The organism is Rhizobium mongolense subsp. loessense, from assembly GCF_900099775.1.
GTDB lineage: Bacteria > Pseudomonadota > Alphaproteobacteria > Rhizobiales > Rhizobiaceae > Rhizobium > Rhizobium loessense.
Genome location: NZ_FMTM01000016.1, coordinates 84,022 through 108,628, shown reverse-complemented (window position 1 = coordinate 108,628; position 24,607 = coordinate 84,022). Strand labels below are relative to the sequence as shown.

The 24,607-nt window shown below is 57.0% G+C and carries 30 protein-coding genes; 15 read left to right on the top strand and 15 right to left on the bottom strand.

All coding sequences use genetic code 11. The annotated features are described in order from the left end of the window. The 4 genes from BLP23_RS30335 to BLP23_RS30320 all read right to left on the bottom strand — a co-directional run. On the bottom strand, nt 1-411 hold a 411-nt coding region (locus BLP23_RS30335; protein WP_092588405.1), incomplete at its 3' end, for a cupredoxin domain-containing protein. 200 nt (nt 412-611) lie between these two features. Next, nucleotides 612-839 carry a hypothetical protein gene (locus BLP23_RS34820; protein WP_092588404.1) on the bottom strand — a complete coding sequence of 76 codons (228 nt, stop codon included), beginning with the start codon at nt 837-839 and terminating at the stop codon, nt 612-614. Between the two features lie 93 nt (nt 840-932). After that, on the bottom strand, nt 933-1,337 hold the full coding sequence (locus tag BLP23_RS30325) for a hypothetical protein (protein ID WP_208603218.1): 405 nt from the start codon (nt 1,335-1,337) through the stop codon (nt 933-935). 167 nt (nt 1,338-1,504) lie between these two features. Continuing rightward, on the bottom strand, nt 1,505-2,485 hold the full coding sequence (locus BLP23_RS30320) for a COG3904 family protein (RefSeq protein ID WP_092588403.1): 981 nt from the start codon (nt 2,483-2,485) through the stop codon (nt 1,505-1,507). Between the two features lie 165 nt (nt 2,486-2,650). Here BLP23_RS30320 and BLP23_RS30315 point away from each other — a divergent pair, with 165 nt between their 5' ends. Next, on the top strand, nt 2,651-3,094 hold the full coding sequence (locus tag BLP23_RS30315) for a YqaA family protein (protein ID WP_092588402.1): 444 nt from the start codon (nt 2,651-2,653) through the stop codon (nt 3,092-3,094). A 2-nt stretch (nt 3,095-3,096) separates the two neighbouring features. Here the strand turns inward: BLP23_RS30315 and BLP23_RS30310 are convergent, their stop codons facing one another. Next, a complete protein-coding gene (locus BLP23_RS30310) occupies nt 3,097-3,591 on the bottom strand; it encodes a cytochrome b (RefSeq protein ID WP_092588401.1) in 495 nt (164 codons plus the stop codon). A 520-nt stretch (nt 3,592-4,111) separates the two neighbouring features. On the opposite strand from BLP23_RS30310, the gene BLP23_RS30305 reads away from it, so the two are divergent. The 3 genes from BLP23_RS30305 (at nt 4,112) to BLP23_RS30295 (ending at nt 5,690) form a co-directional block, all read left to right on the top strand. Further along, nucleotides 4,112-4,561: a DUF305 domain-containing protein gene (locus BLP23_RS30305; RefSeq protein WP_092588400.1), complete on the top strand. Its 450-nt coding sequence runs from the start codon at nt 4,112-4,114 to the stop codon at nt 4,559-4,561. 14 nt (nt 4,562-4,575) lie between these two features. Next, on the top strand, nt 4,576-4,908 hold the full coding sequence (locus tag BLP23_RS30300) for a four-helix bundle copper-binding protein (RefSeq protein ID WP_092588399.1): 333 nt from the start codon (nt 4,576-4,578) through the stop codon (nt 4,906-4,908). Between the two features lie 245 nt (nt 4,909-5,153). Beyond that, on the top strand, nt 5,154-5,690 hold the full coding sequence (locus BLP23_RS30295; protein ID WP_092588398.1) for a cytochrome c: 537 nt from the start codon (nt 5,154-5,156) through the stop codon (nt 5,688-5,690). 91 nt (nt 5,691-5,781) lie between these two features. On the opposite strand, the gene cueR is transcribed toward BLP23_RS30295, so the two are convergent. Both cueR and BLP23_RS30285 read right to left on the bottom strand, forming a co-directional pair. Then, entirely contained in the window at nt 5,782-6,249 is a 468-nt protein-coding gene (cueR, locus tag BLP23_RS30290; RefSeq protein ID WP_092588397.1) for a Cu(I)-responsive transcriptional regulator, read from the bottom strand. Nucleotides 6,250-6,305: 56 nt separating this feature from the next. Continuing rightward, nucleotides 6,306-8,786 (bottom strand): heavy metal translocating P-type ATPase, encoded by a 2,481-nt coding sequence (locus BLP23_RS30285; RefSeq protein ID WP_092588396.1) that lies wholly within the window; start codon nt 8,784-8,786, stop codon nt 6,306-6,308. A 178-nt stretch (nt 8,787-8,964) separates the two neighbouring features. Here BLP23_RS30285 and BLP23_RS30280 point away from each other — a divergent pair, with 178 nt between their 5' ends. After that, a complete protein-coding gene (locus tag BLP23_RS30280; RefSeq protein WP_233426870.1) occupies nt 8,965-9,609 on the top strand; it encodes an adenylate/guanylate cyclase domain-containing protein in 645 nt (214 codons plus the stop codon). A 45-nt stretch (nt 9,610-9,654) separates the two neighbouring features. Here the strand turns inward: BLP23_RS30280 and BLP23_RS30275 are convergent, their stop codons facing one another. Together BLP23_RS30275 and BLP23_RS30270 are read right to left on the bottom strand one after the other, a co-directional pair. Beyond that, nucleotides 9,655-9,858, bottom strand: a complete 204-nt coding sequence (locus BLP23_RS30275; RefSeq protein ID WP_092588395.1) for a heavy-metal-associated domain-containing protein — start codon at nt 9,856-9,858, stop codon at nt 9,655-9,657. Between the two features lie 55 nt (nt 9,859-9,913). Continuing rightward, nucleotides 9,914-10,480: a Crp/Fnr family transcriptional regulator gene (locus BLP23_RS30270; protein ID WP_092588420.1), complete on the bottom strand. Its 567-nt coding sequence runs from the start codon at nt 10,478-10,480 to the stop codon at nt 9,914-9,916. 52 nt (nt 10,481-10,532) lie between these two features. Here BLP23_RS30270 and BLP23_RS30265 point away from each other — a divergent pair, with 52 nt between their 5' ends. Further along, nucleotides 10,533-11,054: a Spy/CpxP family protein refolding chaperone gene (locus BLP23_RS30265; RefSeq protein WP_092588394.1), complete on the top strand. Its 522-nt coding sequence runs from the start codon at nt 10,533-10,535 to the stop codon at nt 11,052-11,054. A 76-nt stretch (nt 11,055-11,130) separates the two neighbouring features. On the opposite strand, the gene BLP23_RS30260 is transcribed toward BLP23_RS30265, so the two are convergent. Next, nucleotides 11,131-11,367 carry a hypothetical protein gene (locus BLP23_RS30260; protein ID WP_092588393.1) on the bottom strand — a complete coding sequence of 79 codons (237 nt, stop codon included), beginning with the start codon at nt 11,365-11,367 and terminating at the stop codon, nt 11,131-11,133. A 228-nt stretch (nt 11,368-11,595) separates the two neighbouring features. Between BLP23_RS30260 and BLP23_RS30255 the strand changes: the two genes are divergently transcribed. The 4 genes from BLP23_RS30255 to BLP23_RS30235 all read left to right on the top strand — a co-directional run bounded on the left by BLP23_RS30255 (nt 11,596) and on the right by BLP23_RS30235 (nt 17,357). Then, nucleotides 11,596-12,000 (top strand): FixH family protein, encoded by a 405-nt coding sequence (locus tag BLP23_RS30255; RefSeq protein WP_092588392.1) that lies wholly within the window; start codon nt 11,596-11,598, stop codon nt 11,998-12,000. Then, a complete protein-coding gene (locus BLP23_RS30250) occupies nt 11,997-13,439 on the top strand; it encodes an efflux RND transporter periplasmic adaptor subunit (RefSeq protein ID WP_233426869.1) in 1,443 nt (480 codons plus the stop codon). Before BLP23_RS30255 ends, BLP23_RS30250 begins: the two co-directional genes overlap by 4 nt. Continuing rightward, a complete protein-coding gene (locus tag BLP23_RS30245) occupies nt 13,436-16,615 on the top strand; it encodes an efflux RND transporter permease subunit (RefSeq protein WP_092588391.1) in 3,180 nt (1,059 codons plus the stop codon). The genes BLP23_RS30250 and BLP23_RS30245 overlap by 4 nt, the downstream gene beginning before the upstream one ends. A gap of 289 nt (nt 16,616-16,904) precedes the next feature. After that, a complete protein-coding gene (locus BLP23_RS30235; RefSeq protein ID WP_092588390.1) occupies nt 16,905-17,357 on the top strand; it encodes a DUF411 domain-containing protein in 453 nt (150 codons plus the stop codon). Nucleotides 17,358-17,555: 198 nt separating this feature from the next. On the opposite strand, the gene BLP23_RS30230 is transcribed toward BLP23_RS30235, so the two are convergent. Continuing rightward, nucleotides 17,556-17,765, bottom strand: coding sequence for a cold-shock protein (locus tag BLP23_RS30230; RefSeq protein ID WP_092588389.1), 210 nt, complete (start codon nt 17,763-17,765; stop codon nt 17,556-17,558). Between the two features lie 55 nt (nt 17,766-17,820). Between BLP23_RS30230 and BLP23_RS30225 the strand changes: the two genes are divergently transcribed. Then, on the top strand, nt 17,821-18,234 hold the full coding sequence (locus BLP23_RS30225) for a hypothetical protein (protein ID WP_208603217.1): 414 nt from the start codon (nt 17,821-17,823) through the stop codon (nt 18,232-18,234). Nucleotides 18,235-18,910: 676 nt separating this feature from the next. On the opposite strand, the gene BLP23_RS34815 is transcribed toward BLP23_RS30225, so the two are convergent. Further along, a complete protein-coding gene (locus BLP23_RS34815; RefSeq protein WP_407691819.1) occupies nt 18,911-19,564 on the bottom strand; it encodes a hypothetical protein in 654 nt (217 codons plus the stop codon). A 405-nt stretch (nt 19,565-19,969) separates the two neighbouring features. Continuing rightward, complete coding sequence (locus BLP23_RS30210) at nt 19,970-20,362, bottom strand: AAA family ATPase (protein ID WP_233426868.1); 393 nt, start codon at nt 20,360-20,362, stop codon at nt 19,970-19,972. Between the two features lie 362 nt (nt 20,363-20,724). On the opposite strand from BLP23_RS30210, the gene BLP23_RS30205 reads away from it, so the two are divergent. Continuing rightward, complete coding sequence (locus tag BLP23_RS30205; protein WP_092588388.1) at nt 20,725-21,213, top strand: metallophosphoesterase family protein; 489 nt, start codon at nt 20,725-20,727, stop codon at nt 21,211-21,213. A gap of 225 nt (nt 21,214-21,438) precedes the next feature. Here BLP23_RS30205 and BLP23_RS30200 read toward each other — a convergent pair whose 3' ends face one another. Then, entirely contained in the window at nt 21,439-21,936 is a 498-nt protein-coding gene (locus BLP23_RS30200) for a YciE/YciF ferroxidase family protein (protein ID WP_022713077.1), read from the bottom strand. Nucleotides 21,937-22,164: 228 nt separating this feature from the next. Between BLP23_RS30200 and BLP23_RS30195 the strand changes: the two genes are divergently transcribed. From BLP23_RS30195 to BLP23_RS30185, 3 genes are all read left to right on the top strand, one after another. Further along, nucleotides 22,165-22,395, top strand: coding sequence for a DUF6894 family protein (locus BLP23_RS30195; RefSeq protein ID WP_092588387.1), 231 nt, complete (start codon nt 22,165-22,167; stop codon nt 22,393-22,395). A 17-nt stretch (nt 22,396-22,412) separates the two neighbouring features. After that, complete coding sequence (locus tag BLP23_RS30190; protein ID WP_092588416.1) at nt 22,413-22,994, top strand: cysteine hydrolase family protein; 582 nt, start codon at nt 22,413-22,415, stop codon at nt 22,992-22,994. A 288-nt stretch (nt 22,995-23,282) separates the two neighbouring features. Next, nucleotides 23,283-23,516, top strand: a complete 234-nt coding sequence (locus tag BLP23_RS30185; protein WP_233426867.1) for a hypothetical protein — start codon at nt 23,283-23,285, stop codon at nt 23,514-23,516. Nucleotides 23,517-23,535: 19 nt separating this feature from the next. Here BLP23_RS30185 and BLP23_RS30180 read toward each other — a convergent pair whose 3' ends face one another. Then, nucleotides 23,536-24,471 carry a hydrogen peroxide-inducible genes activator gene (locus BLP23_RS30180; RefSeq protein ID WP_092588385.1) on the bottom strand — a complete coding sequence of 312 codons (936 nt, stop codon included), beginning with the start codon at nt 24,469-24,471 and terminating at the stop codon, nt 23,536-23,538. Between the last annotated feature and the right edge of the window lie 136 nt (nt 24,472-24,607).

Genomic DNA, 24,607 nt, shown 5'->3' with positions numbered 1-24,607 from the left:
CTTGAACTCGCCACCGGTGGTAAACTTCCAGACGATCTCGCCGGATTGACCGGCCGGAAGGCGGATCGAGTTTGGATCGTCATGTTCCATCTCGGGGAACTTCTCCATGACCGCCTTATGCTCAAGAATCTTGTCTTCCTGATCGAGCACGAACTCGTGGTCGACGGTTCCGGCATTCTTGATCGCGATCCTGACCGTTTGTCCCTTGCGCACGTTGAAGACGGCGGGAGTGAATAGCATCTTGCCGTCGTCGGTTTCCTTCATCGTGACGCGGATCGTTTGTGTTGCCTTGGCTTTATCGCCAGGTTCGCCAATGGCCATTTCTTCACCGTGACCGCCAGCGTGATTGCCGGTAGCCAGGGCTGGGGTTGCGAGGGTGAGCAGCGCCAGTGCCAATACATAGTTCTTCATGGGAGCCTCAGCCTTTTGTCGGCCTGGGCGTGATTTGCGTCTTGGCGTCTTTGGCCTTGGTCGCGTCCGGCAGCTCGCCGGTCCACTCCCACGCCAATGGCCGCCACCGCTGCTTTCGGAAGCAGCGGCGACCTCGGTCTGTGACGGAGCGCTCAGCACCAGCGGGAATACCAGCGCTACCATCGTTCTTCTAGGATCGATCATGAGGCGTCTCCATTTGCTGGAGACTGCAGATCGTTCTGTCTGCGCCATGGCTTGGGGTCGACGGGCTGGCGTGCAAGGTAACTAGAGAGAGGTGAACGGTATTGAAGCGGGCTTACCGCATACGTCTGCTGAACATCAGCCGATCCAATCACATCGGGAGGTAGCGTGGATGCGCAGCCGCCTGCGGTCAGGGGTAACCCCACCACGAACATGGAAGGTTTCATGACTAAAATCCAAATAGTAAATTTCAATAGGCAAGGGTGGTGGAAATCACCACGAAATGCCTTCGGACCCGACGAGGCGGGCTAAATCGCTATTCAGATATTCGGAGGACGGTGAAGAGGCGGCAGTTCGCCAAGGGTTTGCTGATCGTCATCGAACTGCCGAATCGATGTCACAACCGGCCCGCCAACGTCATGACCCTCGGAAATAATACCGATGCCGCTGCAGAAATCCTTGCAGCACTCTTGCTTCACTAATTTGATGCCGCGGTCTTCGTCGCCTGAAGCATGATCGTGTGAGTGACCGTGTCCCGACATTTTGTCCATGTCGTGATTGTCATGCTGAACAACCTGCGAAGCAGCTTGCTCGAATTCAGGAAATGCCGTGCCATGCATGGCCGCTCTGGCATTGGACATACTGTAGCCTGCCAGCGATACTATAATCGCCAGCCGCACAATCAGGAGCAACTTGCTCAGTGCGATTCGGTACATTTTGCCCATACTCAATCGACTACTGTCAAAGTAGCCGGTTTTCAATTGCGGTGAATGGCTCGCAAAGATTCGCGTCGTTTATGTGACGATGGTGTTGCGAGTTAGAGGAACATGGACCTTGCCAAGGTTGGAAGGTCAAGACAAAATGACGTCCTTTGGCGGCCGTTGCCGTCTGTTTATCTCTCGCCGTTCTTTTGACGACTGATTACTTTGCCATCTTCAACCACGATGCGCAGCCCACTCATGTCAATTTCATAGACAAACTGTGCCGAGCCGGACGCTCGCTTGTTTCTTTTGGGATCGAACACACGCCACTCATAAATCCCGCTTACCCGACAGCGCCCCGCCGTACACGAGCTGACAACACTGTCCGGTTGGACGACAGAGCTTCGCATCGGCCATCTGTCGACGTACGTCGCTTTCTCAGCCAAGACATCGGGTTTCGATTTTGTCGTGCCATAAAAAGAAATGTCGTCAAAATAGATTTTCGAGGTGAGCGCGAGCAGATCGCTTTTCGGCAGCGAGCTTGCCGTGATGACGCCCAGAACAAATTGCTTTGCCGTGTCTTCGTCAGCCGCGCTGGGCGGTGAGGTGGTCTGCATGGTGCCCGCTGTACGGTTAATCTTGAGCGATGAAATCTCCGCCGGATTGAAGATGTAGATGTCCTTTGGCGGCGTCCGAAGCATTCGCGTTATCACTGCAGGCGGAACGTCATATTTGCTCAGCATTTCGATAACGTCCGACAGGTTCAATTGCGCGGACTCAATGTCTTCGGACCCGGAGATTTGGTGAACACCCAATTGGCCTGAAGCCAGTCGGTTCACACCGGCGAAGAAGACATAGGAGCAGGCCGAAGCGCACAGGCTTTTTTCCGGAATGAGCGTACTCAGCTTGCGGTCGTAAATTTGTTCTGCGATGAGCAAAGCGGCCTGGACTGAGCCGCCGTCGCTTTGGAGGATTATCACCTGCGTTTCAGGATGAGCTTGCAAGGCTCGTTTAAAGGCAAGCGGCGCACGGAAATCAATTGATCCGTTGAGCACGAGGGCATTTGGAATTTCCGGAAGATAGACGAAGGGAGCGGTGTCGCTCGGCGACTGACCGATAGCCGAACCGGCCGCGACCGCCATAAACGATAACGCAAGAAGAGTACGCTTCATCACCAACCCCAGATTTCAGCGAATTCTCCACCGAATTCGATCCTGAGTCGAGATGGCCGCAAGCGCGGCCTTAAGTATCGGTTAATATGCTGAACACGCTTAGAAACGCTGACTAGGGGACAAACAGGCTTTCCGTGAGAGCTGGATTTTCGGGTAACGGCATCAATGTTTTCTGACATTTCCGCGTATGCGAGCCTTTTTCTGGTCGCTCTCGGGGCTGCCACCATTCTTCCGATGCAATCGGAACCCGTGCTCGTTGGTTTGGTGCTGAGCGGAAAATTCTCCTGGATTCTGCTTCTCATGGTGGCGAGTGTTGGAAATACGCTCGGCAGTGTTGTCAACTGGTTCCTCGGGCGAGGCATCGAGCGCTTTCGTGATCGACGCTGGTTTCCTGTCAGCGAGAAAACCCTCGAATATTCGTCCGTATGGTACCACAAATACGGGAGATGGTCGCTCTTGCTATCCTGGATGCCGCTGTTCGGAGACGCCCTGACCGTCGTAGCAGGCGTATTGTGCGAGCCGCTTTTGACGTTCACGATCCTGGTATTCATCGCAAAGACAGGGCGCTACGTTGTCCTGACATTCGCCACTCTGAAATTGATGTCGTGAACTCAAGAAAGTGTACGTCGGGGAAAGATCATCCGGTCGACAGTTTCGTCGCGCCAAACAAATGTGTGCCAGGCCGCCGCGGCAATATGCAGCGCCAATAGCGCCAGAATGACACGCGAGCCCATGACATGAACTGGCGCGATCCCGAACCATAGGTAGCTTGCGACGAAGCCCATGACCGCTTGAGCGATAATCGCAGCGTAGAATGCAAAGTGCATCGCGCGTGCAAGCCGATCCACCAGGCTTTTCGCCGGATGCTTCAAAGCGCTGCGATGAATGACCCGGAGACCGAACCGGGCAACCATGAGTGCCCCGATAGCAATCCCGGCGTAGTTATGAACGTGATGCTGGATCACGTCCCATGGCTCTGGGGACAAGCCCATGTGAACCGCGTGATGCGTCCGCTCGATGCTTCCGCCTGTCCAATACTGGATGGGTATCAGCACGGCCACAGCCCAATGGAGCACAATCTGCGAAAGCGAGTAGCGCGGCGTCATCTCAATCCCTCAACGCCGCCAGTCGTATCGCACGTCCCTTGAGCTTCGGTTAAGGATTTCCGGGCCGTTGCCTTCTCGCTCGGCCGATCCAATTCAGAGGGTAGCGGAACATCTTTATACCGCGAGAGTTCTCCGGCGGAAGGGAATCTCGACGTATGGTCAGCTGGAGTAACATCTGCCGTCTAGCCGTCATATTGCTGGTGGCGTTGACCTTGGTCACTATTTCGGGCCACCTTGCCAATGCAGGCGATGAAGGCTGCATTTCTCTGCGTGTGCCTGCAGGTCACTCGCAAAGTCATCAGCTGGATCGTCTCCCGGGACTGTGCTGCGTGAGCATGCATTGTTGTCCGATCATGCCCACACTTCCAACCGCCACGCAGCCACTTTCGGAGCCGCTCGTCGTTCGCCCGTCGGTTGCCACCTCCAGTCCGCTTCTCCTGATCAGGCCGATTGACCCACCGCCGAAGGCTTTCGGCGTCTGAAGGTTTTCAAGCATCAACTGATCTCAAAGGAGATTCCAATGAACGTTTTCGTGAAAACTTCGCTCGCCATTGTCGGCGCAACTGCTCTGCTGTCGCTGGCTCCGCTTGTGGTATCGGCCCAGGAGATGACTTATCCCGAAAAGTGCAAAACTGAAGGAATGGACATGTCGAAGATGGGCATGTCCATGGGTGGGGATATGAAGTCGGGCGACATGCCCATGGGCGAGATGACCGACTATCAGAAGGCATCGATGGACGGAATGAAGTCCATGCATATGACCATGATGCAGGGAATAATGAAGAAGGATGCCGACGTCTCCTTCATCTGCGGAATGATCGCCCATCACATGGGTGCGATCAGCATGTCCGAGGTCGAGCTGAAGTACGGCGACAACAAGGAAGCCAAGGAGATGGCTCAGATGGTCATCGATGCTCAGAAGAAAGAGATCGTCGACATGACTAAGTGGCTCGACAAGGAAGCAAAGTAACAGGAGACCTGACCATGCATAACGTATCTGCCGAGATGAAGGAGTGCATCGACAACTGCCTCGCCTGTTATCAGGAATGTCTGTCGATGGCGATGACACACTGCCTGGCAATGGGCGGTGAGCATACGAAGCCAGATCACTTTCGATTGATGATGGCCTGCGCTGAAATCTGCAAGACGTCGGCGCATTTCATGCTGATCGGCACAGAGCACCACAAGCACACCTGCCGAGAATGCGCAGAAATCTGCCGCCAGTGCGCGGCTGATTGCGAACGCGTCGGCGATATGGACAGCTGTGTCGGTGCCTGCCGCCGTTGCGCAGAAAGCTGCGAGAAAATGGCGGCTTAAATGCCTTAAAGAGGAGGCGGCTGCCGCCTCCTCTTGCAAAATCATAATGTTACCAAACTGCAAATAGCCTATATCGCGCATCCCATTCTCTTGGGCGAACCGGTGATCGTTATGAGACTTGCGGGAGAGGCTTTTTATAGGTCTCCTTCCAGTCATTGGATTGGGCTCTTTAGCGGAGCCAAGCCCAGCAGGAACCTGCTGGGACACGACTGGGTAGGTGGTGAAAACGAAATGAAGATTTTGGAATGAAGCTAGGCGTTTTATTCTATGCGGTTATCTGTTGCTTTGCGCTTGCGTCGGCGGCCGTTGCTGCTCGCGATATCACTGCACTGAGGCAAGCGGATATGAAAGCGATTGCCGCCGCCACGAAGACCATCGCCGGAATGTTTAAGGAACCAGCGACATACTCCTCAGCCGAGTTCGAGTGGGCCGCCGACACCATTCGCGACAAATCCGGGGAGGTACTGATCGGCTATTTTGCAGCCGAAGCCGCCGATCCAAAGTCGAAGGCAAAACCAAATATCGTCGAAGAGCGCGAGCGGTTTGATCGTCTGGCGAACGATCTGAAAGTATACGCCACCGCGTTGGACGCAGCCGCCGACAAAAATCCTGCAGCGATGACGGACAGCATGCGCATGAAACCAGGGGAGTCGATGGGCGGTGGACCGCTCGGAACACATGTCAAGAACGGGGCGCAGTTGTCCTCCATACCGGCCGAGCACGCCTTTCACCTGATGCTGCAGACCTGTACGACCTGCCATTCTCGATTCAGGATGGACTGACGGCAACGGCAGCCGACCTAACCTTTCATACGACGCAACAACGGCGAGCCATATTAAAGGTTCTGTCGACAACCTTTAATATGAAACGTTTTCAGGGCGAGGACTGCTTTGTCCTCAAGCCGTTCATTCCAAAACGAGCATTGATGGCAGGCAGATCATCTTCTCTTTGGCCTGAGTTCGCGAACTCCTCGATGATCGGGCAGTCTGGCCGGTCATCTCCATGGCAATGATTTGCAAGATGTTTAAGCGTTTCGGTCATCGCTTTGATCGCGGCAGCCTTGCGCTCTAGTTCAGCAATATGCTCAAGTGCGATGCTCTTTACGTCTGCGCTCGCGCGTAACCGGTCTCGCCACAGCGCGAGCAAGGCTTTCATCTGTTCAACGGAAAACCCGAGATCGCGTGCTCGGCGAACGAAGCGGAGTGTATGAATGTCGTTCTCAGTGTAGGTCCGGTAACTCGATTCTGTGCGATGCGCGGGGGTGATCAACTTGATTTTCTCGTAGTACCGGATCATTTTCGCCGAGACGTCGCTGGCTTTCGCTGCTTGTCCGATGTTCATCGTATTTTCCTTCATGCGAGGGAACTGCATCGGGAATCCGCGATGCAGCTCTGCTATCAGTTGGCTTGGTAACGACGCAAACGAAGCGCGTTGCCCAGGACGAAGACGCTGGACATTGCCATTGCGCCAGCCGCAAATACTGGCGAAAGCAAGGTGCCATTTACGGGATACAGGACACCTGCTGCGACCGGCACCAAGCTGACATTGTAGGCGAAGGCCCAGAACAGGTTCTGCTTGATGTTCTTGATCGTCGCCCGGCTGAGTCCAATGGCGCGAGCCACGCCTGTCAGATCGCCTGATATCAGCACGACATCCGCGCTTTCGATGGCGATGTCGGTACCGGTACCGACGGCCAGACCGACATCAGCCTCAGATAGAGCCGGGGCGTCGTTGATGCCATCGCCGATGAACGCAACCTTCTGGCCGTTTTTGCGAAGCTGTTTAACGGCCTCGACTTTGCCGTCCGGAAGAACCTCCGCGACAACGTGATCAATACCCAATTGCGCGGCAATTGCCTCTGCCGTGCGGCGATTGTCGCCGGTAATCATCGCAATCTTCAGGCCTTGAGCGTGTAGTGCTTGGATTGCTGCTGGCGTCGTTTCCTTTATCGGATCGGACACCGCAATGATGGCTGCCAGCTGTCCGTCGACAGCTGCGTAAAGGGGCGACTTTCCTTCGCGACCAAGATCGCTCGCGAGGCTGGCGAAGGCTGTGACTTCAATGCCTTCGCGGGCCAGCGCTCGGTCAGCACCGACGAGAATTGTATGCCCGGCAACGATACCGCTCACGCCGAAGCCCGGCGCTGCCTCGAAACCCGAGACTTCCAACTTCGGAAGCCCACTCACCTTTCCTGCGGCAACGATAGCTTCCGCAATCGGATGCTCCGAGAGGGTTTCAAGGCTGGCGACCCAAGAGAGCACATCATCACGGCTATAGCCTGGCAACACCTGGAAGTCGGTGAGTTCGGGCTTGCCCTTGGTCAGTGTACCCGTTTTATCGACTGCGACGATCTGTGTATCCCGCAGGCTCTGTAAGGCTTCGCCCTTGCGGAACAGGATGCCCAGTTCGGCCGCACGTCCGGTACCGACCATGATCGAGGTTGGCGTCGCGAGGCCCATGGCGCAGGGGCAGGCAATGATCAGGACCGCTACTGCATTGACCAGCGCAAAGCTCAAAGCCGGTGACGGGCCAAAGAGCATCCAAGCGCCGAACGTCAGGAGAGCCGCGACGATCACAGCAGGTACAAACCAGCCGGTGACCTTGTCAACCAGCGCCTGGATCGGCAGTTTCGAGCCCTGCGCTGCCTCGACCATCTTGATGATCTGCGCGAGCAAAGTGTCGCTACCGACTTTCGTTGCGCGGAACGTAAAGGAACCGGTCTTGTTGATGGTGCCGCCGACAACTTCGCTGTCGACCGACTTAAGGACCGGTACCGGCTCACCCGTAATCATGGCTTCGTCGACGTAGGATTCACCCGATACTACGGTGCCATCGACCGGCACTTTTTCGCCCGGACGAATTCGAATAACGTCGCCAACGACCACGTCGCTGATCTGTATTTCCACGAATTCACCACCATGATCGACAAAGGCAGTCTTGGCCTGAAGGCCGAGCAACCTCTTGATTGCCTGGCTGGTTTTGCCTTTCGCCCGAGCCTCAAGGTACCGACCCAGGAGGATCAGCGTGATGATGACAGCTGCTGCCTCATAATAGACGTTGACGGTACCGGCGGGCAGGGCGCTCGGAAGAAAGGTGGCGACGACCGAATAGGCCCACGCCGCCGTTGTCCCGAGAACCACGAGCGAATTCATGTCAGGTGTCCAACGCAGTAGGTTTGGTACACCCTTGCGGAAGAAACGAAGCCCTGGGCCAAAGAGGACAATGGTTGCCAGTGCGAACTGGAGGTACAGGCTCTCACGCATGCCGATGGTGTCCATCACGAACTCATGGACACCAAGAATGAAGTGCGATCCCATCGCCACTACGAAGAGTGGCAAAGTCAGAACGGCGGAGAGAAGAAGCTGTCGAGCAAGCGACCGAATTTCAACGTCGCGCCTGTCTTCTTGATCCTCAGTGGCAACATTGACAGTGGTTTTGGTCTCGTAACCCGCGTTGCGGATGGCTGCGGAGAGTGCCGCTGAGGTCGTTGCGCCTGAGACATAGCGGATTGTCGCCTTCTCCGTCGCAAGATTGACGTTGGCATCCGTGACACCAGGAACCGCCTTGAGGGCACGCTCGACGCGCGAGACGCAAGACGCGCAGGTCATACCCTCGACGAGAAATTCCTGCGTTTCGATCCTTGCTTCATAGCCGGCACCCTCGATGGCCTGCATGACGGCAGCGGTATCGACCGCATCGTTGAAAGTTACCGTTGCTCGCTCTGTCGCAAGGTTGACTGACGCGGCATTGACGCCGGGAACAGATTTGATGGCTTTCTCGACCCGCACGACGCACGACGCACAGGACATTCCTTCGATCCCGAACTCCGTCGGGATGGACAGCGCGGTCGATTTTTCGATCTGTAATATGGCAGTCATGGGACGATCCCTCATTGAACTGCATACATAAGTAATCCTTCCCATCATGGGAAGGTCAAGGGCTCTTGTTGGCGATGAGTTTCAGAAGTTGCTTAGGAAGCGAACGCGGGCGAGAATGCGGCGTTGCTAGCGATCAAATCTTCGGGCCATGGAGAGAGATGTGAGGCAGCGAGAGATTTTGGATAAAGCACCGGCCACCGTTGCGTTCATAGATATCGCGGGGTTCAGCGCGATTGCGGATGTTTATGGAGACGCAGCCGCGCTTGACGTGCTTGAGGTATTCGAGAGCATGGTCCGCGACGCCCTCAGCGGCTATGAGCCTCCGATCAAATGGATCGGTGATGAGGCAATGCTCTCATTTCCTGAGCCCGATACAGCGATCCAGGTACTCGGAACGTTGTTGCAGACATGCCGCAAGGAGCCACGGCTACCGCTCACTCGGACGGGGCTGAACCATGGGCCGGTCATCCGCAGAGCAGGCGATCTCTTTGGATCGACCGTCAACATTGCAGCACGAATCGCCGCGCTTGCATCGCCTGGTCAACTGCTTGCCACTCAACCTATTGCCGAGGCGGCTATCGCCAGAGGCATCCTGGTGCGAGACCTCGGAATGGTGGCGCTTAGATCGGTAGCCGGGGAAGCCCCTCTTTATGAGATCGAGCTTGCTCCGTCGGCTGATCCGGCCTGGGTCGATCCGGTGTGCAAGATGCATGCACCTTATTCAGCCTATAGGCGGGCCGCCCCGCAGGGGCCGTGGTTTTGTTCGCCGCGTTGTGAAGAGGCATATCGACGGTCGCCGCAGACCTATGAGTTGCCCCGGTGACAGTAGATGGAGCCATCTGTTTAACTTGGCGGCCCGCTACGGAAATCAAATGTGCTTGAAGCTAGACGGATAGCCCGCTTTTTCGATGGCAGCATTGATGGCCGCCGGTTCGAGCTTGCTCTGCACCCTGGCAGTCCTGGCCGTAAGATCGATGGTAGCGGACGCTTCCGGGTCGGCTGCTTTGATTGCTTTTTCGACTGTGCTCGCGCAATGGCCACAGGTCATATTCTGAATGTCGAACTCGTACATGGTGGTCTCCGTAATTTGTGACCATTCACATGTGGGGCTTCCCACTATGGGAAGGTCAAGAAGTCTTGTGCGAAAAAGACTTGCCGCGTTTTGCCAGCTCTCGATAGAGCGCTTCCGGCGAGACTCCGATCTCGTCAGCGAGGTTTTTCCATTCGCCCTTTGATGGCAGCAACCCATCATTCCACGCAAGCCATGCGCTTAGACGTGCCGCCACAGTTTTGAGGCTGGCGATCTCCGCACGCTTTCGTGCCTGCTGCAGCTGATGTGACAGATAGGAAGCCCAGGTTTCTGCGAATACGTGATCACTCCGCAGGAGCCTTCTGACTGAATTGACGGGAATGATCAGCGCCTCCGAATTCGTTACGGCGACGGCATCACAATGATACCGGGACGAGAACACGGAAGCTTCTGCGAGGACCATTCCTGGCGAAGCCCGCTGAAGCACCGCGACGTTTCCATCAGCTTGATATCGAACAAGATGGATTGCACCGGCCCGCACCAGATACAGCCATGTGATCGCGTCACCTTGATTGAAGATGCGCTGACCGGCGGCAAAGTCTCCTTTACCCGTCGACAGTCGAAGAAATAGGTCGCTAAATGGATTGGACATGATAGCGATCATGTCGCAGTCAGCGAAAGCGGGCAAGAGTGGGGCGTCCACCTGAGGAACCCCCATGAAGTTTGTTTCAGCTATCGCTGTCGTCCTGCTATCCAGTCCCGCCTTCGCGTTTGAACAACACCAGCACCACACGACGTCGCCATACACCGAAGAAACCGGACGGCAGATCAAATCCCTTTCCGAAGCTGACATTGACGAGCTGATGCGTGGCGGCGGTTGGGGTTTTGCGAAATCTGCTGAGCTGAATGGATATCCCGGCCCATCACACCTGCTTTCGATGAAAGATGAGGTTGGGCTGACGGAGGAACAGGTGGGGCGCGTTCAGTCGATTTTCGATGACATGCAACGTCGCGCGATACAGGAAGCGCAGACGTTCGTGGCGGCCGAGCGCGAGCTTGATGCCATCTTCAAGAAAAGGTCAGTTGCGGATAGCCAACTATCGGCCCTGATCGACAACGCTGAGGAAAGCCGCTCACGCCTGCGAATGATTCATCTTTCAGCGCATCTGGAGGTAACGGCGATCATGACGCCAGAGCAGATTGCCAAATACAATGAGCTTCGCGGATATCGGAAATAGCACAAATTTTCGTGAGCTCGCTTTCTTCGGCCAAGGTGGCATGCGAGTATAGTGGGATGAAGTTCGTCGCCGCCATTCAACGCCTGCTTTGCGTCCTTGCAATGCTCGGGGTCATTCTTGGCCCGGTGAGTATGGGCGTGGCGGAAAGCGCGATGGCTTCGTCAGGACCTGCCGCGATGGCAGGCATGGACATGCAGATGGCGTCTGCGGATACCGCTTCCACGACCGAGGAGATGCCCTGCTGTCCGGACGAGAAGCAGCCCCCCATAAACTGCTCGAAGAATTGCCCGTTGGCGCTCATCTGCGCGTCCATGCTCCTTGTCCCAGCCTCAGACGCCGCCAGCCTGTCGGTTTCTTATCCGGGAGCGCCGCCCTTCCTAGTCAGTCATGACGCGAGTTTGGCATCTGCCGTGGTGGAACCTCCGGCACGACCACCCCGCGTATAGTTCTCATCCCCTTTTGACCGTCGCTGCTTGCGTGAGCGCGAGTGCGGCTACCTGTTTTTTGGCGAGGCCATGGCCCGCCTATAGAGATGTGAACTATGAAAACCACAAGGAACTTTGCGCGAGGAAGCCTCGCTGCGATTGTCATTTTGTCGGCCTCATCGACGTTTTCCTATGCCAGCCCACAAGACTACGCGTTTCAGCTCGTGTCAGCAGAGGTGAAACAGGGACCCGATGCCGAAGTCTATGTTCGTCTCGTTGATAAACGAAACGGGCAGCCCGTATCTGACGCGGTTATTTTCACCACCCGCATGGACATGGCTCCTGAGGGCATGGAGACGATGACCACGCCTGTCGAGGAACTGCCCTCCGGACAGGCGGGGACCTATAAGTTCAAGACCAATCTGAGCATGGAAGGCGGGTGGCGTTTCCAGCTTGGGGCGAAAGTTCAGGGCGAAGGCGAAACCGTGGCAGGTGAAGTCGTCGTCAAGGCCACCCCGTGAAGTCCGCAGCATGGCTGGCCGCCGTTACGTCCCTCGCCGTCGTCGGCGTGGGAGCGTACCTGGCTGGTGCCCAGGGAGTAGGCCAGCAGCAACTCCACATGCTTTTCGACATGAGCGTCGCTGAAGCGCAGCCGAGCAAGCCTGAACCGACCGGGGCCGTCATTTATTACCGCCATCCGGACGGGCTGCCCGAATATTCTGCCAAGCCTAAGAAAACGTCGGACGGGCGCGATTTCGTGTCCGTTCGCGAAAGTGAAGACATCAGCTTTACAGCCTCGGGCATTAAAACGGCCGAAACCTCCACCCAGCCGAAAACATCGGCGACAGGATCGGCTGCGACGGAGCGCAGGATCCTTTATTACCGCAACCCGATGGGCCTTCCGGACACTTCCAAAGTGCCGAAGAAGGATTCAATGGGAATGAACTACATCCCCGTCTTTGAAGGCGATCAGGCCGACGCATCGACGGTCAAGGTTTCGCTCGGCAAGCTGCAGCGCACGGGTGTCAAAACGACGAAGGCCGAACTGGCAAGCATCTCACGCAAAATCCGGGTGCCCGGAACGGTGGTCCTGGACGAGCGGCTCATCAGCGTCATCTCTATGCGCACCGATGCTTTCATCGATCACGTGGCAAACGTGACAACTGGCGACCGCATCGGCAAGGGAGAGAGCCTCTTCAGCTTCTATTCCAAGGAGATCGCCACCGCCGGAGCTGAATTCGCTGCGGGAAAGGGTGATCTCCGCATCAGCGATGCCGGTTCGGCGCTTCGACTGAAGAACCTGGGCGTACCGGACGAAGTGATCCGGAGCATTGCCGAGAAGCACCAGGTGCCAACGAGCATCGAATATGTTTCCCCCCGCAATGGGGTCATCCTTGAACGCATGGCAACAACCGGAATGATGGCGAAACCGGGTGATCCGTTGTTTCGGATTGCGGACACCTCTTATGTCTGGGTGAACGCCGACGTGCCGGAATTCGATCTGGCTTCCATTCAAAAAGGAGCCCCCGTTGCAGTGACGCTTCGGAGCCTCCCGGGCAGGACCTTCGAAGGAACCGTCGATCTCATCTATCCCGAAATCCAGCAGGAGACCCGGACAACGAAAGTCAGGATCGAGCTTCCGAACCTGGACGGAATTCTGATGGCCAACATGTACGCCGACGTCGAGATCGAAGCTGGCGTACAGAAGCCAGTCGTCGTCGTGCCCAATAGTGCGGTCATCGATACCGGCAACCGGCAGGTCGTCTTCATCGACAAGGGTGACGGCAAGTTCGAGCCAAAGGATGTCTCCCTCGGCGCTCGCGGTGAGGAGCAGACCGAGATCACCAAAGGCATCGCAGCAGGCGATGAGGTGGTGGTGGCGGCGAACTTCCTGCTCGATGCCGAAAGCAACCTAAACTCGGCGCTGAGCGGCATGGCGATAGATGAGGTGAAGCCATGATCTCCCGCGTCATCGCCTGGTCCGCTCACAATCTCGTTCTGATCTTCGTCGGCGCGGCGCTTGCCGTTGCGGGCGGCGTCTATGCGCTGCGGTCCCTGCCGCTCGACGCCATTCCCGATCTCTCCGACATCCAGGTCATCGTCTATACGGAATATCCGGGACAAGCACCGCAGGTGGTCGAGGACCAGGTGACCTATCCGCTGACGACGTCGATGCTGACGGTGCCGAAGTCGAAGGTTGTTCGCGGCTTCTCCTTTTTCGGCGTGTCCTTCGTCTACGTGATCTTCGAAGACGGCACCGATCCTTACTGGGCGAGAAGCCGCGTGCTGGAATACCTGAACGCGGCGTCGAGCCGCCTGCCTCAGGGTGTGACCCCGACGCTCGGCCCAGACGCCACAGGTGTTGGCTGGGTCTACCAGTATGCTCTGGTCGCCAAGGACCTCACGCTCGCAGAACTCCGCTCGCTGCAGGACTGGGTCGTGCGGTTCGGCGTTTCGAAGTCGGAGGGGGTCGCGGAAGTGGCCAGTGTTGGTGGCTTCGTGAAGCAATATTCCATCGTCGTTGATCCCTCTCGGCTGAAGGCTCAGGGTATATCGCTTAACGACATTTCCAATGCGGTCCGGGCCAGCAACTCGGATGTCGGCGGCCGAACCATCGAACTTTCCGAATTCGAGTTCATGGTACGCGGACGCGGCTATCTCAAGGGCATCAGCGATATTGAGAACATCGTGCTCAAGACGCAACGCGGCACGCCGCTCAGGCTGGGCGACGTCGCCAAGGTGGAACTCGTTCCGGATGAACGAAGGGGAATTACCGAACTGAACGGCGAAGGCGAGGTCGCAAGCGGCATCGTCCTGCAACGGTTCGGAGCCAATGCCCTGACCGTGATCGATAACGCCAAGAAGAGTTTGACTTCGGTCCAAAGCAGCCTCCCCGGGGGAACGGAGATCGTGCCGGTCTATGACCGGTCGACATTGATTGAGTCCGCCATCGAAACGCTGAAGAGCACCTTGATCGAGGAGTCTCTTGTCGTCGCGCTGGTAACGGTTGCCTTCCTTCTCCATGTTCGCAGTGCTCTCGTGGCGATCATCATGCTGCCCGTCGGCATCCTGATTGCCTTTATTGCCATGAAAATCCTCGGCATCGGCGCAAACATCATGAGCCTTGGCGGTATCGCCATTGCCATCGGCGCTATGATCGATGCGGCCATCGTCATGATCGAGAACGCCCACAAGCACCTCGAACGCGCTCCGCCAGATAAACCTCGTATCGAGATACTGGTCGGTGCCGCAAGCGAAGTCGGACCAGCACTTTTCTTCAGTCTGCTAATCATCACCGTATCGTTCCTGCCGATCTTTACCCTGGAGTCTCAGGAAGGACGGCTGTTCGGACCACTGGCCTTCACCAAGACGTTCGCCATGGCGGCGGCGGCATTCCTCTCAGTCACGCTTGTTCCTGCCTTGATGATCCTCTTCGTACGCGGCCGCATCGTGCCCGAGCATAAGAACCCGCTGAACCGCTTTTTGATCTGGATTTACCGGCCGGTGATTGCGGGCGTCCTCAAGGTCAAGACGCTGACCATCCTCGCCGCCGTCGCGATCCTCGCGGCAACCGCATGGCCGGTCCAGCATATCGGCAGCGAATTCATGCCCAGCCTTGATGAGGGGACGCTGATGTATATGCCGACCACGCTGCCAGGCATATCGGTCACCAAGGGGGCAGAGCTGATGCAGACACAGGACCGCATCATCAAGTCGTTCCCTGAGGTCGAGAGCGTCTTCGGAAAGGCAGGCCGTGCGCTAACCGCCACCGACCCGGCTCCGACGGAGATGTTCGAAACGATCATCACTCTCAAGCCGAAGTCGCAGTGGCGGCCAGGCGTGACGACCGACAGCCTGAAGCAGGAGATGGACGCCGCTCTGCAGTTCCCCGGCGTCTCCAATGCCTGGACGATGCCGATCCGCGCCCGCATCGACATGCTGTCGACCGGGATCAGGACGCCTGTAGGTGCCAAAGTTTACGGCACTGATCTCGGCGAGATGGAAACGGTCGCTCGCCAAATCGAAAACGTGCTGAAAACCATCCCCGGAACATCGAGCGCCTATGCGGAACGGGTGATCGGCGGCTACTACCTCGACATCGTTCCGGATCGCACTGCGCTCGGACGCTACGGCTTGACGGTCAACGATGTTCAGGACGTCATCAGCATGGCGCTCGGCTCGGAGGTGGTGACCTCGACCGTCGAGGGCCGCGAGCGCTACGGGGTGGCCATCCGATATCCACGGGCCTATCGAAGTGATCAGCAATCCATTGCCCGGGACGTGCAAGTATCGCTGCCCGGCGGCGGATCGGTGCCTCTTGGGGAGGTCGCCGATGTCAAGCTCGCACGCGGAGCTACCACGATCCGCACGGAGAACGGTCAGCTTGCGGTCTACATCTTCGTCGATATCGCCAATCGCGATCTGGGCGGATACGTAGCTGAAGCGCAGAAGGCGGTCGCCAAAAGCGTGACGATGCCAGCAGGCTATTCCGTCGCCTGGAGCGGGCAGTTCGAATATCTCGAACGTGCGAAAGCACGCTTGATGATCGTCGTGCCGCTGACCTTGGCGCTGATCTTCCTATTGCTATACCTGAATTTCAAGGCGCTGACGGAGACGATGATCGTCATGCTGTCCCTGCCGTTCGCACTGGTTGGCGGCATCTGGCTGATGTGGTGGCTTGGTTTCAACGCCTCCGTGGCGGTTGCCGTCGGCTTCATCGCCTTGGCGGGCGTCGCGGCCGAAACGGGCGTGATCATGCTGATCTATCTCGACCAGGCTTTGAAGGAGCGACGCTCCGTCTGTGAGATGGAGAAGCGGGACTTCACAAGAGCCGATCTCAATCGCGCGATCATGATCGGGGCGGTCGAACGGGTCCGGCCGAAGATGATGACTGTCGTCGCCATCATGGCGGGGCTGGTACCCATCCTCTGGAGCACCGGTACCGGATCGGAAATCATGCAGCGCATCGCCGTGCCGATGATCGGCGGCATGATTTCTTCGACGCTCCTCACCTTGGTGGTGATTCCTGCGATCTACGGGCTAGCCAAAGGATGGCGATTACCTGCCAGCGCAAACATCCCATTCGTCGACGTCAAGCCTGGCTCAGACGACGCCCGGAGCGAAGCGGCCGAATGAAAGGAGGACGCTATGATGAACGTCATGATGGGCGGCGGAATGATGTGGGGAATGGGCATCGCGACGCTCATCGGGATCGCCGTCATCGTTCTGGTGATCGCGGCCCTCGTAAAATATGTCTTCTTCCGCTGAGGGGTGCTCGACCGTGCGCGGGCGAACGATCTCCGAAACGTGGTTTGACCGCCCAAGGCTCAACTCCGATAATGCCATTCTGGCATCGAGATGCCCACATGATGGCCGCTTTTGGCTCTGCTTCCGTCTTCAGACGCCATTCGAAAGGACAACCAAAATGAAAAGAAGAGAGTTCCTTTGTTCTGTCGTTGCCGCTGGATCGATTTCGTGGACTGGGGTAGCGCGGGCGGCGGGTGAAAGCATGATCGCATACAAGGACCCGAACTGCGGCTGTTGCGAGGCCTGGGCAAACGCGATGGCCAACGCGGGCTTCACTGTCACGGTGAAACACCCCGATGACCTGACAGCTATCAAGGCGAAATACAAGATTCCTGCGGAAATGCAGGGCTGCCATACTGCTGTCGCCGGCCCTTATTTCTTTGAGGGACACGTTCCATTGGAGGCGGTTGAAACGGTCATGAGCAAGAGGCCGGATATTGCGGGCTTGGCGGTGCCAGGGATGCCAGCAGGGTCGCTCGGGATGGGCAACGATCCGCAAGCGTCGTACGACGTCTACAGTCTGTCGAAGGACGGGAAGCCCAAAGTTTTCATGAGCGTGCGTCCATCTTAGTCAAGGATGAGCGTTTCCAACACGACGGCACAGAAGAAGAGCAGACCTGCCAGTGAAGCAAGCAGTGCGATCTGGCGATTTGCCTTGACGAGCACGCCGCGCCGCACACTTCGTTTCGGCCGCGAGCGATGCGCGCGAACGAGAGCGACGTAGAGCGGAAACGCTTCTTTTTTCCCGACGCTCTTGCCTCCCCCTAAACTACAGGAGCTTCAGGTTTTCGGCAGACGATTTCCCTGACCGGCGATCCTCGACGATCTCGTAGCTGACCTTCTGGCCTTCGCTCAAGCTGGTAAGGCCCGACCGCTGGACGGCGGAAATATGAACGAACGTGTCGGTCGATCCGTCATCTGGATGGATGAAGCCAAAGCCCTTGTTCTGATTGAAGAATTTCACTGTTCCCGTCGGCATTTCTTGTCCTCGTTTTTGTAAGCCTTGCCGCAAACATAGGTAGAATAGCAGCGGGATGGCAAGCGGCGACATGATCAGCCATTCAATGCCCGTTGGCCAGCGGTGTATTCGTAGGAAAACTTTTTGGCGGCGCGAGCCCAGGGTTGCACCCTGCGGCAGGAAATTCGTCTTCGACGCCGAATTCAAGGATGGCGACCCCGACGATCCACTTGCCGTGTGTCCGAAGCGCATCGATCAATCTGATCCTGCGGTCGTAGCCAAATCATCTGCTGACGAAAAGAAATACCAGGAACTGGCTGCCAAAGATTTCGCGCCGCTGGCCTATCAAGATGGCGGGCTGCATCCGAGCTTTCGTACGCTGCTCAAGGAAAACGGCGACATTAAGCTCGCGGAGAAGGTCTCGGTCATCAAGTATCCAATCAGTCGTCCGCCTTCGGTGTTGGCTGATCCATCTAACAGAAACGAATAACGGACCTTGTCGGGGCGTGGATTGCGCCATGCACTGCTAGGGTCACATCTGGAAGCGAGAACGCCATGCGAATGCTACTTGCGGGGATTATGATCGTGGTGGCTAACCTCTCTCATGCTCATCAAGCGCCATCGGGCTAGGCTACACCTACGAGCCCTTCTGCTGTGACGGTGACGGCAAGAGAGGCGATTGCCAAAGGCTTCCGTCGGAAACTGTGCGTCCTGGTGATAGCGGATACATAATAACGCTTCTGCTTGGCGATCATCGCCTGGTCACGCGCAAGCACGTCCTTTCGATCCCGCAGGCCGAAAGAAGAAAGTCGCCGGATGGCGCCTATCACTTCTGCCTTTTTCCCAGCGAAAACAGAGTGCGTTGCTTTTTTGCTCCGTCGATGAGTCTCTGAGGTAAGGAGAGCAGCGTCTCGGGCCGACTATCGCCGTGCGCTCGGGTTGTCATCTGCGTCGTTCGCTGAATAAACCAGCGGCCGCGAGGAATTGCCGCTGCTCTGCAGGCGACGGCTCCTAAGCTGCCTTAGCCCGCTTCGATTTCACCTCGGATCATATTCCTGAAGAAGAATACGTGATCGCAAAGGAGCAGACATCTGTAGGAAATGCGCCGAGAACAGCCGCGACTCTGTCGGCTGAAAAACGCGTAGATACAGTGGTCTTCTCAAAATCTAACCTGGAGGCCCGGTGTAGCCGACTGCATTCGGCCCCCCGTTCATCTCTCGTAGCTTGATAACGTACTGCTGCGGGCGGAGCCAGATGCCGGGCGTCTTATACCCCATGGAACGTGCTATTTTCCCGACGAAGGCATTGCAGTTACTGACTGTCGCCTGCCAGAAGCGGGAAGTGGCCTGCAGCTTGCGGATGTAAGCAACAACGTTCCTGTATTCCTGTTCGTTCAGTGTAACGCGCCAGCTAGCCGATCTGTACCGGTCATCCAGGTCTCCGTCGCTCTCCCCAGTCTCGGCTGGCACCGGTATATAATGGCCCAAGATATATGGTACTGCACTATTCGAAGCCGGGTGCAGACCGGCCACTTCGCGATCAATTATGTTGCCCGTCTTGCCCATACGCCCAAAAATCACGTAGGTGTGGCCGTAGCTGAGGGCATAGCGGGAACGGAACTCAATGAAAAATCGCCCTGCCTTTTGTTGATGTCGCGCTGCCGTGACCACATTCCGTGGTGTCGTGGTAGAGACTGTCGGAACGGCTGCACCGTCGGCGGACGCAGAACTCGGCCCGGCCTCCCCTCGCGTCGGACAAACCGCTGTTGCGAGTGCGAGCAAAGTAACAAATAATAGGCGACTGATCATGAGCGACTCCATTCACGAACTCCGAAGAACACACACGAAGCTGGATGATTGGGCGGCCACGCCGTATGCCTTCAGTCCGATCCGGTCAAGCATTGAGGGGCCGATGTAAAGCCTCATCAGTTGCGAATTTTGGTTGTAGAGTACCACAAACACAGATGGGCGCAAAACAGGCCTAAGCTGACAGGCGGAACAGTGGCGGCACTGGTGCTCCGCTATTTTGCCGCTCCGGATGTCTGTTGACAGGCCGCCTGGAGTTCCTGCTTTTACGGTCGGGAACTATGGATGCGTTGCGTTCTCGCGTGACCGCGGCGAGCTGATGTCTGTCCCGCAGATGATCGAACATGCGATTGACCGCCATCGGATACGATCGACAGGTTCGCCAGACGTGTCGATGAAATCCTGAAATAGCGACAGAATTCACGCGAACATCATTCGCGACCGCCTGCGAGTTGTTAGCTTGTTGAGTTCGCCGGCTTCGACCTCTAGGCCGCCGATCGGTGCGAGTTCCAGATCGCCGATCCGACCGGCCAGGCTCTCGCCAGACTGTTTCAGGAGATCGATGGAGGCCGAGCCATGCGACAGGAACGGCCGCTGCGCAGTCCCCCGCCGCCCTCGGTCGATCAGGCCGCGTAGGTTCTGGAACAGGTCCGGAGCGCGATGGACCTCGTCGAGGATAACGAGTTTGTCCTCGTGTCCGGCAAGATAAAGTTCCGGCTCGGCGAGTTTGGCACGATCCGCGTCGGATTCGAGATCGAGATAGATAGGCGGCCGTTGCTCGCCGACCTCCAATGCGAGGATGGTTCTCCCCACCTGTCGAGGCCCGAGCAAGGCGACCGCTGGATTGTTATTGAGGTAGCTCGACGAGCTCTGCTGTTTTCCGTCTTGGTATAATCATCCGTGCAATCATGGAGATATGATCCACAATCGCAAGGTTAACTAGGGTGAGGTGCCTCTGCAAATCCAGAAGATATGGATAATTGATCGTTTTGAAAAACGTCTCTTATGAACCCACCGAAAGGTCAGGAACTTTAAGTCCGACGGCTGTATTTTGCTGTTTTGTCGTCCGGGAAACTGACGCCCCCTGCCTTGAAAAGGCGCGTGCCGATACTGCCCGTCGCTGGCTTTTTGCTGGGCACTTTGACTCTGGCCGCCGCCGCTCCATTGTTCCAGTCATGATCTACTTTACGAGTGACACCCATTTCGCCGATCCACGTGTGCTGCGGATCGATCGCCGGCCGTTCCCCGATTTGGCAGAGCACGACGTTGCGCTGATCAGGAACTGGAATGCCATCGTCGGAAAAGACGACGACATCTGGCATCTCGGCGACTTCATGTCGGCGAAAGGGGGCGACTGCGATCGCCTTCTTTCGATTCTGAACGGCCGCAAGCACTTGATTATTGGCAACTGTGATCCCGAGACGACAACGAAGGCTAAGAACTGGACCAGCGTTCAGCATTATGCCGAGCTCGTTACAGACGAGCATCTTCTCGTGCTATGTCATTTTCCGTTCCGGACTTGGCACAAGATGGGCAAGAACTCGATCAACCTTCATGGGCATTCGCATGGTCGGCTGAAACCGATGCCCCGGCAATATGATGTCGGCGTTGATGCGCGGGCTCTCCGACCGGTCACACTTGCGCAGCTGCTGTCTTTGCCGTGACAGCTTGCGGTCTCGATCAGGGCTTCGATGGCGCCTGACGATGCCGAACGCGCTGCGTTCCCCATCCTGTCGCGACCGCGTGACACGGATTGCGTTTGGACAGAACAAATGGTCGTCGCGAATAAATGTCCCGCCCGGGCCTGGTGGAATGAAAGAGCACCCTCCAGGGCCGACGCGGGGCATGCTGGAAGGCCGCCGGAATGGCGGCCCTCCAAGAATAATGACTCATGCAGCCTTCGTTGCCTTCACATTTGCCGAAGTTTGCGCAAGCTGGGTGAGCTTCTTGTCGGTTGCTTCCTCTTCCGCGAGGCTTGCCTGAAGGAGAGGGATCGCGTCCTTCAGACCCAGCTGCTTGGCCCAGGCGATCAGCGTGCCGTAGCGGGCGATTTCATAATGCTCGACGGCCTGGGCCGCAGAGATCAATCCCGCGTCGAGTGCGGCAGAGCCTTTGAACTCTTCGATGATCTCTTCGCTTTCGGCGATGATGCCCTGGATCGCCTCGCAGGTCTTGCCACGAGCGGGCTTGCCGATGATCTCGAACACCTGCACGAGCCGCTCGATCTGACTTTCCGTTTCGTCACGGTGTTTCAGGAAGCCTGCTTTGCCTTCCTCCGATTGCGCCGCGCGCGCCATCTTCGGCAAGGCTTTGAGGATCTGCTTTTCGGCGAAGTAGATGTCCTTCAACGTGTCGACGAACAGGTCGTTTAGCGTCTTTGCAGCCATTCTGCTCTCCTATGGTAGGGGTAAGTGACAAACCTGAACGCGACGCAGCGCGGGATGTTCCGATCAGCTGATAACAAGCCCATCGCTCACCGAGATGCGGAACGAAAAAACCTCTGCGAGACGACCCGACTGCCCGTCGTCTTCGGCATGATTGTCCAAAGGCATCACGTTTCACGCGGAACCAGCGCTCCTGGAAAGTGTTTCACTGACAACCCATGGAGAGGTCAGATGAAATACTTTTACAGGGTCGTCGGCGCGAAAGGGGAATTGGCAGAGACGAGCCGCGAGTTTGATGGGGTGCAGGCTGCAAAGGCCGAAGCCCGCGACGCTCTTACCGAGACTGCCGCCGGCGGATTGCCCGAAACCCCCGTCCACATGCTGTCCGTCGAGCTGTTCGACGAAAACCGCCTGCCAATCACTGAGCTGCGATTAATCCTAGAGGAAATTAGCAAGGAGTGACGCCGCTGAGCGAGCATATGCACAGTCTTGGCGAATGGCGTCACTTGTGCGTGGACATGCAGAGCCTGTTCTTCGAGGCGACGCCATGGCACGTCGAATGGATGAAACGCACCTTGCCGCTGGTTGAGGAGGTCGCAGGCATTCATGCCGAGCGGACGGTCTTTACCCGATTTATTCCACCGGAAAACGCAGCCGACATGCCGGGCACTTGGCAACACTATTATGAGAAATGGTGGATGATGACGCGCAAGCAGCTGCCGCCGGGTCTGATCGAACTTGTCCCTTCGCTTGCCCGCCTTGTCCCGCCTGCTCGGGTCTTCGACAAGGCCACTTACTCACCTTGGATCTGTGGCCGGCTCCATGCGACGCTTGCCAAAGAGGGCGTGTCGACCCTTGTCATCAGCGGTGGCGAGACGGACGTCTGCGTATTGGCTGCGGTTCTGGGTGCAATCGATCTCGGCTACCGGGTCATCTTATTGACGGACGCTGTCTGTAGCGGTGCAGATGAATCGCATGAGGCGTCATTGGAACTCCTGGGCGAGCGATTTTCAGTGCAGCTCGAGCTGACGGAAACCGATCGATTTCTCAAGTGCATCTAGTCGGCACTCCTCGCGCGACGGCCGTCCATGCACAGGAACACGCAAAGGCTGACGTCGATGCCACGGCTCGTCAGAGGGTTTCGTCGTTCTTTCAAAGAATGGCACATCAGTTCCGGGATAATGCATTGCCATGTTGCCGCATCTTCTTCGACGGCGGGAGCTTAGGGGGGTGGACTTGGCTTTTTCGCCTGGTCGGCCGTGCTGGCGCCGTCAGATTTCTTCCCGCCGTTGAGTCGTTTCACGAAGTTGTGCGTTTACCATCGTAGAAACTGAGCCTGCCAGGAGAGAATGATGACCAAGACCTTTGACCTGTCCAACTTGTCCGACGAGGAACTGGCCGCCCTCATCGACGAGGCAACAACCCTGCGAGACACGAGACGTGCCGGCCGTCAAGGTGAGCGTCCAGTAGGTTCGGATGGTTCGATCGGGCAGGATGTGCGGGCCCCGGATCATGGCGTTATCCCCACGCCCACGCCGCAGGAAGTCAAGGATGAAGGTCAGGCACATGGCGTACCCAAATAATGGCGCCGGGAGCCAGTTATTACGCGCCACCCACGTCCACGATGCTCGATTTGTATTGCTTGCGCATCGCATCGGCTGACTGACGAACGATTTCAGAAACCTTCAAGAACTGTTGGGCTAAGGGGCTCGTCTTGCGCCATATCATGCCAATCGTTCGTGAGGGTTGAACGCTTTGAAAGTGAGCGACGGAGACTGACGCCGAGCGCGTCTCGACTCCCACGGCCATTTCGGGGATCAAAGTGACGCCAATACCGGCGCTGACCATTTGGACCAGCGTCGACAAAGAGCTGCCGTCCAGCAGCTCTCGCGGCAGCGCCGAATGAACGTTGCAAAACGACAAAGCCTGATCGCGAAAACAGTGACCCTCTTCCAGTAGAAGCAGCCTCATTTCACGCAGGGCCTCGCGGTTGGGTACAGGCTTACCTTCATCCTCGCTTGGACGGACCAGAACGAACTTCTCCGAAAACAACGCAACCTCGGTCAACGAAGGTTCCGATACCGGCAAAGCGACAATTGCAGTGTCGAGCCTGCCTTCCGCCAGTTCATGAACCAGCTTGGAGGTCAACGTCTCGCGCACGTGGATCTCAAGCCCGTCATTTATGCGGGTGAGGTTGCCGATGATCGCAGGCAGCAGGTAGGGCGCGACCGTCGGGATCACGCCTATCCGCAGCCGGCCCACCAGCTGGTCCTGCGAAGCGCGTGCGAGGTCTGCCAGTTCATCAACAGAACGCAAGATGTCGCGCACGCGAAGCGCAAAGGCTTCCCCGAAGCTGGTCAGCCGGACTTGACGCGCGCCTCTTTCGAAGAGCTCTGTCCCCAGCGTTTCTTCCAGTTCCTTGATCTGCATGGACAAGGCGGGCTGGGAAATCGCACAGACATCTGCCGCGCGTCCAAAATGGCCCTGTCGGGCCAGCGCCTCAAAATAGCGAAGCTGCTTGAGTGTCAAATTTGTCATAACCTCACCTTATCGCTGCGATCAGAAAATCCAACTTAAATTAATGAAGCAGCTTGGATATAGTGCCCGAAGCAGAGAGGAGATGCGGCCGCTGTCCGAACCAGTTTGTGATCGACGGCGGCCTGTAGCGTGTTGA

Excerpts from the sequence above, each read along its gene's own strand:
- BLP23_RS30300 (WP_092588399.1), top strand. The coding sequence starts at position 4,576 with ATGCATAACGTATCTGCCGAGATGAAGGAGTGCATCGACAACTGCCTC.
- BLP23_RS30310 (WP_092588401.1), bottom strand. The coding sequence starts at position 3,591 with ATGACGCCGCGCTACTCGCTTTCGCAGATTGTGCTCCATTGGGCTGTG.
- BLP23_RS30200 (WP_022713077.1), bottom strand. The coding sequence starts at position 21,936 with ATGGCTGCAAAGACGCTAAACGACCTGTTCGTCGACACGTTGAAGGAC.
- BLP23_RS30235 (WP_092588390.1), top strand. The coding sequence starts at position 16,905 with ATGAAAAGAAGAGAGTTCCTTTGTTCTGTCGTTGCCGCTGGATCGATT.
- cueR (WP_092588397.1), bottom strand. The coding sequence starts at position 6,249 with ATGAACATCGGACAAGCAGCGAAAGCCAGCGACGTCTCGGCGAAAATG.
- BLP23_RS30265 (WP_092588394.1), top strand. The coding sequence starts at position 10,533 with ATGAAGTTTGTTTCAGCTATCGCTGTCGTCCTGCTATCCAGTCCCGCC.
- BLP23_RS30320 (WP_092588403.1), bottom strand. The coding sequence starts at position 2,485 with ATGAAGCGTACTCTTCTTGCGTTATCGTTTATGGCGGTCGCGGCCGGT.
- BLP23_RS30225 (WP_208603217.1), top strand. The coding sequence starts at position 17,821 with ATGGCAAGCGGCGACATGATCAGCCATTCAATGCCCGTTGGCCAGCGG.
- BLP23_RS30270 (WP_092588420.1), bottom strand. The coding sequence starts at position 10,480 with ATGATCGCTATCATGTCCAATCCATTTAGCGACCTATTTCTTCGACTG.
- BLP23_RS30180 (WP_092588385.1), bottom strand. The coding sequence starts at position 24,471 with ATGACAAATTTGACACTCAAGCAGCTTCGCTATTTTGAGGCGCTGGCC.
- BLP23_RS30275 (WP_092588395.1), bottom strand. The coding sequence starts at position 9,858 with ATGTACGAGTTCGACATTCAGAATATGACCTGTGGCCATTGCGCGAGC.
- BLP23_RS30255 (WP_092588392.1), top strand. The coding sequence starts at position 11,596 with ATGAAAACCACAAGGAACTTTGCGCGAGGAAGCCTCGCTGCGATTGTC.
- BLP23_RS30315 (WP_092588402.1), top strand. The coding sequence starts at position 2,651 with ATGTTTTCTGACATTTCCGCGTATGCGAGCCTTTTTCTGGTCGCTCTC.
- BLP23_RS30295 (WP_092588398.1), top strand. The coding sequence starts at position 5,154 with ATGAAGCTAGGCGTTTTATTCTATGCGGTTATCTGTTGCTTTGCGCTT.
- BLP23_RS34820 (WP_092588404.1), bottom strand. The coding sequence starts at position 839 with ATGAAACCTTCCATGTTCGTGGTGGGGTTACCCCTGACCGCAGGCGGC.
- BLP23_RS30305 (WP_092588400.1), top strand. The coding sequence starts at position 4,112 with ATGAACGTTTTCGTGAAAACTTCGCTCGCCATTGTCGGCGCAACTGCT.
- BLP23_RS30190 (WP_092588416.1), top strand. The coding sequence starts at position 22,413 with ATGCACAGTCTTGGCGAATGGCGTCACTTGTGCGTGGACATGCAGAGC.
- BLP23_RS30245 (WP_092588391.1), top strand. The coding sequence starts at position 13,436 with ATGATCTCCCGCGTCATCGCCTGGTCCGCTCACAATCTCGTTCTGATC.
- BLP23_RS30260 (WP_092588393.1), bottom strand. The coding sequence starts at position 11,367 with ATGGACGCGCAGATGAGCGCCAACGGGCAATTCTTCGAGCAGTTTATG.
- BLP23_RS30230 (WP_092588389.1), bottom strand. The coding sequence starts at position 17,765 with ATGCCGACGGGAACAGTGAAATTCTTCAATCAGAACAAGGGCTTTGGC.
- BLP23_RS30185 (WP_233426867.1), top strand. The coding sequence starts at position 23,283 with ATGATGACCAAGACCTTTGACCTGTCCAACTTGTCCGACGAGGAACTG.
- BLP23_RS30205 (WP_092588388.1), top strand. The coding sequence starts at position 20,725 with ATGATCTACTTTACGAGTGACACCCATTTCGCCGATCCACGTGTGCTG.
- BLP23_RS30285 (WP_092588396.1), bottom strand. The coding sequence starts at position 8,786 with ATGACTGCCATATTACAGATCGAAAAATCGACCGCGCTGTCCATCCCG.
- BLP23_RS30195 (WP_092588387.1), top strand. The coding sequence starts at position 22,165 with ATGAAATACTTTTACAGGGTCGTCGGCGCGAAAGGGGAATTGGCAGAG.
- BLP23_RS30325 (WP_208603218.1), bottom strand. The coding sequence starts at position 1,337 with ATGGGCAAAATGTACCGAATCGCACTGAGCAAGTTGCTCCTGATTGTG.
- BLP23_RS34815 (WP_407691819.1), bottom strand. The coding sequence starts at position 19,564 with ATGGAGTCGCTCATGATCAGTCGCCTATTATTTGTTACTTTGCTCGCA.